Source organism: Ewingella sp. C233 (assembly GCF_055407225.1).
In genome coordinates this window covers 21,155-27,305 of sequence record NZ_JBUZRI010000010.1, presented here as the reverse complement: position 1 = coordinate 27,305, position 6,151 = coordinate 21,155, and the positions used below count along the sequence as shown (strand labels likewise).

Genomic DNA, 6,151 nt, shown 5'->3' with positions numbered 1-6,151 from the left:
CTTGGTCACTCTTTAAGACTTGATATTTTTTGCCACCGAGGTGGCTGATATCGTCTTGTGAGTGCCCACACAGATTGTCTGATAAATTGTTAAAGAGCAGTGAGTTACGCGCTTTCGCTTGGCAACTCGAGGTGGCGTATATTACGCTTCCCTCATTCAGTGTCAACCGTTTATTTCATCCGGTTGCCGCTGTTTTAAATCTTTTCCGACCCGGTTACTTCGTGATGTTGTTCACGTTGTTCCCTGTCGATGGAGCGGCATTATAGGGAGTTCTGAGCAGGCCGCAAGGGGTAATTTTAGGAAAAATCACTGTTTGCTGCATTCCACAGCAAATACACCGCTTATACCGTGTTTTACACAAACTTATCCACAGACGACCAGGAAACTCAAATTTCACGAGCGCCGCGCAATCGTTTTCGCTACAATTTCGCGCGTCCGTTTTCATCGCCCTGAATGAGTGGTTAATGAAAACTAAGCGTTCAAAGGACCGTTATCTGAACTCAATCCCTCGTTTTTCTGAAAATTGCTCTATATAAAGAGAAGAAAGCGGTCATTGAATTCAGATAACGCTCTTTATTGCGACTCCAAAGCCAAGGATATAACCACCATGCAACAATCTCGTCCAATCCGCCGCGCCCTGCTCAGCGTTTCTGACAAGGCCGGTATCGTAGAATTCGCCCAAGCATTAACACAGCGCGGCGTGGAATTACTCTCTACAGGAGGAACCGCTCGTCTGTTAGCTGATGCGGATCTGCCTGTGACCGAAGTTTCTGACTACACCGGGTTTCCGGAAATGATGGATGGACGCGTAAAGACACTGCACCCGAAAGTGCATGGCGGGATTTTAGGTCGTCGTGGCAAAGATGATGACATCATGGCAAAGCACGCCATCGCGCCTATCGACATGGTCGTCGTCAATCTCTATCCGTTCGCTCAAACCGTTGCACGCCCGGATTGCTCTTTGGAAGATGCCGTCGAAAATATTGATATCGGCGGCCCGACCATGGTTCGCTCGGCGGCGAAGAATCACAAAGACGTGGCTATCGTAGTTAAGAACGGTGACTTTGCTTCAATCATTGAAGAGATGGATAACAATAACGGTTCCCTGACGTTAGAAACCCGGTTCAACCTGGCGATTAAAGCGTTTGAGCACACTGCGGCTTACGACGGCATGATTGCTAACTACTTCGGTACGATGGTTCCGGCCTATCATGGCGAAACGGATAAACCTTCTGGCCAGTTCCCCCGTACGCTGAATCTCAGCTATATAAAGAAGCAAGATATGCGCTATGGCGAAAACAGCCATCAGAACGCGGCCTTCTATATAGAAGAGAATGTCAGTGAAGCTTCTGTTGCCACTTCGACTCAACTACAGGGCAAAGCGCTCTCTTATAACAACATCGCCGATACCGACGCGGCGCTGGAGTGCGTGAAAGAATTTGCTGAGCCTGCCTGTGTGATCGTCAAACACGCTAACCCATGCGGCGTGGCCGTGGGAGGCTCCATTCTTGCCGCTTATGAGCGCGCATATAAAACTGATCCGACGTCAGCCTTCGGCGGCATCATCGCATTCAACCGGGAGCTGGATGCCAACACAGCAAAAGCCATCATCAGCCGCCAGTTCGTGGAAGTGATCATTGCACCGTCTGTCACAGAAGAAGCGCTGGCGCTGACCGCGACCAAACAAAACGTTCGCGTTCTGACCTGTGGTCAGTGGCAGGCGCGTGAAAATGCGCTGGACTTCAAACGTGTTAATGGTGGTTTACTGGTACAGGACCGCGATTTGGGTATGGTCGAAGCGGCCGATCTGCGCGTCGTTTCCGAACGTCAGCCCACGGAGCAGGAGCTTACGGACGCCTTGTTCTGCTGGAAAGTGGCGAAGTTCGTGAAATCCAATGCCATTGTTTATGCACGTGACAAAATGACCGTCGGCATCGGTGCTGGTCAAATGAGCCGCATATACTCGGCGAAAATCGCCGGGATTAAAGCCGCCGATGAAGGTCTGGAAGTCGCAGGTTCTGTTATGGCTTCGGACGCCTTCTTCCCGTTCCGCGATGGTATTGATGCCGCAGCCGCTGTTGGCATCACCTGTGTTATCCAACCCGGCGGATCTATTCGTGATGATGAAGTGATTGCCGCCGCCAATGAACACGGTATCGCCATGCTGTTTACCGATATGCGTCATTTCCGCCATTAATAGAAACTGACTAATTCTTTTAGCGGGTGCTCTGCGCCCGCTCACCCGGAGTCTTCGAATGAATATTTTAATTATCGGCAATGGCGGTCGCGAACACGCTCTGGCATGGAAAGCCTCTCAGTCGCCGCTGGCGAAAAAAGTCTATGTGGCACCGGGTAACGCAGGTACTGCGCTGGAACCCCTGCTGGAAAATGTCGATATTGCTGCAACGGACATCAGCGCTTTGCTGGCTTTCGCCAAAAGTCATGATATCGGCCTGACCATTGTTGGCCCTGAAGCGCCACTGGTTATTGGCGTGGTTGATGCCTTCCGTGCCGCCGGTCTGAAAATCTTTGGGCCAACGCAGGAAGCGGCACAGCTGGAAGGCTCCAAAGCTTTCACCAAAGATTTCCTGGCGCGCCATAACATTCCCAGCGCTGACTACCAGAATTTTACCGACGTAGAGCCTGCGCTGGCTTACCTGCGCAGCAAAGGTGCGCCGATTGTAATTAAAGCCGATGGTCTGGCTGCCGGTAAGGGCGTGATCGTGGCGATGACGCTCAAAGAAGCGGAAAATGCCGTCACGGACATGCTGGCTGGCAATGCCTTTGGTGATGCAGGCCATCGGATCGTTATTGAAGAGTTTCTTGATGGCGAAGAGGCCAGTTTCATTGTAATGGTCGATGGTGAGCATGTGCTACCTATGGCCACCAGTCAGGATCATAAACGCGTTGGTGATGCAGATACCGGCCCAAATACCGGTGGTATGGGGGCATATTCCCCAGCACCGGTGGTGACCGATGAGATCCACCAGCGGGTCATGGAGCAGGTTATCTGGCCAACGGTTCGCGGTATGGCAGCTGAAAAGAATACCTATACCGGGTTCCTGTACGCCGGGCTGATGATTTCGGCCGACGGTCAACCGAAGGTGATTGAATTTAACTGCCGCTTTGGTGACCCGGAAACCCAACCAATCATGCTGCGTATGCGCTCTGATCTGGTTGAACTCTGTCTCGCCGGTGCCGAAGGCCGTCTGGATGAGGTCACGTCCGAATGGGATCCGCGCCCTTCTTTGGGTGTCGTGCTGGCAGCAGGCGGTTACCCGGGGGATTATACTAACGGTGACGTTATTCAGGGTCTGCCGCTGGAAGAAGTCCCGGACGGAAAAGTGTTCCATGCCGGTACCCGCTTGCAGAATGAGCGTGTGGTGACCAACGGTGGCCGCGTTCTTTGCGTAACGGCGCTGGGTAAGACTGTTGCTGCTGCACAGCTACGCGCTTATCAGCTGGCGAAAGATATTCACTGGGAAGGCAGCTTCTGCCGTAAAGACATTGGCTACCGCGCCATTGCCCGTGAACAGGAAGAGTGATCCTGATTTAAACAGCAGAAAGGCACGCTTCGGCGTGCCTTTCTTTTTCTGTTCGGTACCGGTCAAAAGCCGCGTTATAGATCAGACTCTTTAGGTTCCCATTTACAGAAATCCTCGTTGGCAACCAACAGTAGTTCATCACCCTCAGGCGCGGTAAGCCACGCAAGCCCGAGGTGATCATTTGCCCGTGAAGCGCGTTTTGCCAACCAAACCTGCGAACGAACGCTAAGGGAAAGCGTTACCGGCTGACCAGAACAAGAGGTGATCACCCCCTGTTTCCACTGCCCCTGCACCAGCTGTACATTGCCGGCCCTGAGGGTATTACTCAGGTTGAGCAGTTTACTGGCCTGATACTTATAGAGTTCAATGTCATCAGATGAGAGCTTTTCGCGCCTCTCGGGGAGCTGTCGCTGCATAAAACTGACATTGCCTTCGTTATCGAAACGCAGCATGACGCCTAAGTCCGTTTTCGTCGCATGCGTTTGACGCATCAGGTGCAACTGGCCCTGCTGATATTCGTAACGGGTAATCACCGTGTCACCACCATGGTAGGGGCTGTACACGCTGACGATTGTCTGAGGGAGATGCTGAGCATCATCGAGTCGCCACAGGCGATTGATGCCCTGATCGGCTACATAGCCGGTCGCGGTAAAACGTGGGGTGTCGTCCTGTGAACTGCAACCCACCAGACTAAGCACCAGCAAAGCAGCCGCCAGTCTGGGGGTGATAAACAAAAGGGGCATATTAGCCGCCCCCTCGCTTATTCTTTTCACTGCAAGCAATTACTTAACAGCGTCTTTCAGAGCTTTACCAGAAACGAACGCAGGCACGTTGGCAGCTGCGATTTTGATTTCTTTACCAGTCTGTGGGTTACGACCAGTACGCTCGTTACGATGATTTACCTTGAAAGTCCCGAAACCAACCAATTGTACAGCATCACCTTCTTTCAGAGACTCGGTAATAGCAGACAGAGTAGATTCAAGAGCAACTTTGGCCTGTGCTTTGGAAAGATCAGCTTTGTCCGCAATTACATCAATCAGTTGAGTCTTGTTCATAAGTTATCCTTTACAGTGTGTTTATCGTTTGCAAAGCATCGAGTGCGACGGATATGCCGATTGACAGCACCCTCCTGCATACACGCACCGATAGCCACTTTTTTTACGCACCCCAAATGTAGACCAGACAGGGTGCGGATGTGAAGCCTTAAGGCACGACAAATCAGGCGTTAAATCACGTTTTCTTGCCTTATTGCGCTAAATTTATGCCGATATTACTTACAGCAGCTTCACGCAGGTCAGAACGTAACCCTTTTATCAATTCCAGGTCACGCTCTTCACAGTCAGCCAACAGGCGAAAAATCTCCCATTGGATGTCCCATTCTTCCTCTACTGCAGGAATGACCTTAAGCTCTTCATCGGTCATTTCTTTGCCAGCCTGAGTCATCTCCAGCATGGCAACGGTACGGATTGATGCTTCACTCACCGCAACGGCATGTGACAACGTTTCACCGCTCAGACGCGAATGAATCAGTTCGCCTAATGCGATGCAGGCATCAATCGCCGGGTAAACACCATAAATGTCGTAGTCATCAGAGGAAGGAATCGCTTCCTCGAGCTTCTCAAGCTGGGAGTCAAAATTAACCTTGGCATCTTTTACCACCAGCGTTTCCCAGATTAAATCTAGGATACGGCGATAAATCTGCGGCTCGCCAAACCCGGTTTCCAGGCAGAACGCCTGATAGTTCGGATACATGCGCTCACACAGGCTCGCCATAAACGTCACGTGTTGCCAGCTTTCCAGCTTTTCCAGACGTAAATGTATTGGATTACGTAACATGGTTGGTTCTCTTTAACTTTTTCTGCGCCGGAGTTTACCTGAAATAAATCAATATCCCTATTCCTTGATTCCTAAATATGCCCGCTGAGGTGCTGCCAGCGTTGAAAAGCGACGCGATTTGAGGCTACGGCATCGGCCCAACGGGTTGGCTCTGGCAAACGGTAACCGCGCATACATTGTTCGACCCAGAAAAAGGCTGACTCAAGGCTGATATGGTTACCCGGAGAAATGAACAATGGGTTACAGCGTAGTTTACTGCGCCATACCCAGCCAATCTGTTCATCACGGTCATACAGAGATTGCTTACTGAAGAGGTCATCATCCAGCGGCAGGAACTTCCCACACAGACGACTTTTGGCAACACCGATGGTCGGTACATCGATCATCAAACCGAAATGACTGGCGACACCCAGACGGCGCGGATGCGCAATCCCCTGACCGTCCACCAGCACAAGATCCGGACGTTGTTCTAACTGCTGCCAGGCTTGCATCAGCGCTGGCAGCTCACGGAATGAGAGGAAACCGGGGATATAAGGCATGGTGGTTGGGGTACGGGCAATCTGGTAGTCGACAAGCTCCAGTGACGGATAACGCAATACTACTATCGCCGCTCTGGTCACTTCTCCGCCCTGCTCGAAACCGACATCAGCGCCAGCAATGAACTGTGGCGTCTGAAAATTATCCGAATCTTGCAAAACTATGTTGTCAGCCAGAACGCGCTGCTCTTCCCGTAAAGCCCGTGTATCAATCATTCTATTCCTTAGTGATGA

The 6,151-nt window shown here is 51.4% G+C and carries 6 protein-coding genes; 2 read left to right on the top strand and 4 right to left on the bottom strand.

The annotated features are described in order from the left end of the window. Positions 1-607 precede the first annotated feature (607 nt). Both purH and purD read left to right on the top strand, forming a co-directional pair. Entirely contained in the window at positions 608-2,197 is a 1,590-nt protein-coding gene (purH, locus tag ACZRKO_RS22345; protein ID WP_463739303.1) for a bifunctional phosphoribosylaminoimidazolecarboxamide formyltransferase/IMP cyclohydrolase, read from the top strand. Positions 2,198-2,255: 58 nt separating this feature from the next. Next, on the top strand, positions 2,256-3,545 hold the full coding sequence (gene purD / locus ACZRKO_RS22340; protein WP_463739302.1) for a phosphoribosylamine--glycine ligase: 1,290 nt from the start codon (positions 2,256-2,258) through the stop codon (positions 3,543-3,545). A gap of 74 nt (positions 3,546-3,619) precedes the next feature. Here purD and ACZRKO_RS22335 read toward each other — a convergent pair whose 3' ends face one another. The 4 genes from ACZRKO_RS22335 to nfi all read right to left on the bottom strand — a co-directional run bounded on the left by ACZRKO_RS22335 (position 3,620) and on the right by nfi (position 6,133). Then, positions 3,620-4,288, bottom strand: a complete 669-nt coding sequence (locus tag ACZRKO_RS22335) for a DUF1481 domain-containing protein (protein WP_463739301.1) — start codon at positions 4,286-4,288, stop codon at positions 3,620-3,622. 39 nt (positions 4,289-4,327) lie between these two features. After that, positions 4,328-4,600 (bottom strand): nucleoid-associated protein HU-alpha, encoded by a 273-nt coding sequence (hupA, locus tag ACZRKO_RS22330; protein ID WP_013577396.1) that lies wholly within the window; start codon positions 4,598-4,600, stop codon positions 4,328-4,330. A gap of 190 nt (positions 4,601-4,790) precedes the next feature. Next, on the bottom strand, positions 4,791-5,381 hold the full coding sequence (locus ACZRKO_RS22325; protein WP_463739300.1) for a YjaG family protein: 591 nt from the start codon (positions 5,379-5,381) through the stop codon (positions 4,791-4,793). A 71-nt stretch (positions 5,382-5,452) separates the two neighbouring features. Further along, on the bottom strand, positions 5,453-6,133 hold the full coding sequence (gene nfi, locus ACZRKO_RS22320; protein WP_463739299.1) for a deoxyribonuclease V: 681 nt from the start codon (positions 6,131-6,133) through the stop codon (positions 5,453-5,455). Positions 6,134-6,151: the final 18 nt, after the last annotated feature.

Coding starts and splice junctions, on each gene's coding strand:
- ACZRKO_RS22325 (WP_463739300.1), bottom strand. CDS start 5,381: ATGTTACGTAATCCAATACATTTACGTCTGGAAAAGCTGGAAAGCTGG.
- nfi (WP_463739299.1), bottom strand. CDS start 6,133: ATGATTGATACACGGGCTTTACGGGAAGAGCAGCGCGTTCTGGCTGAC.
- purD (WP_463739302.1), top strand. CDS start 2,256: ATGAATATTTTAATTATCGGCAATGGCGGTCGCGAACACGCTCTGGCA.
- purH (WP_463739303.1), top strand. CDS start 608: ATGCAACAATCTCGTCCAATCCGCCGCGCCCTGCTCAGCGTTTCTGAC.
- ACZRKO_RS22335 (WP_463739301.1), bottom strand. CDS start 4,288: ATGCCCCTTTTGTTTATCACCCCCAGACTGGCGGCTGCTTTGCTGGTG.
- hupA (WP_013577396.1), bottom strand. CDS start 4,600: ATGAACAAGACTCAACTGATTGATGTAATTGCGGACAAAGCTGATCTT.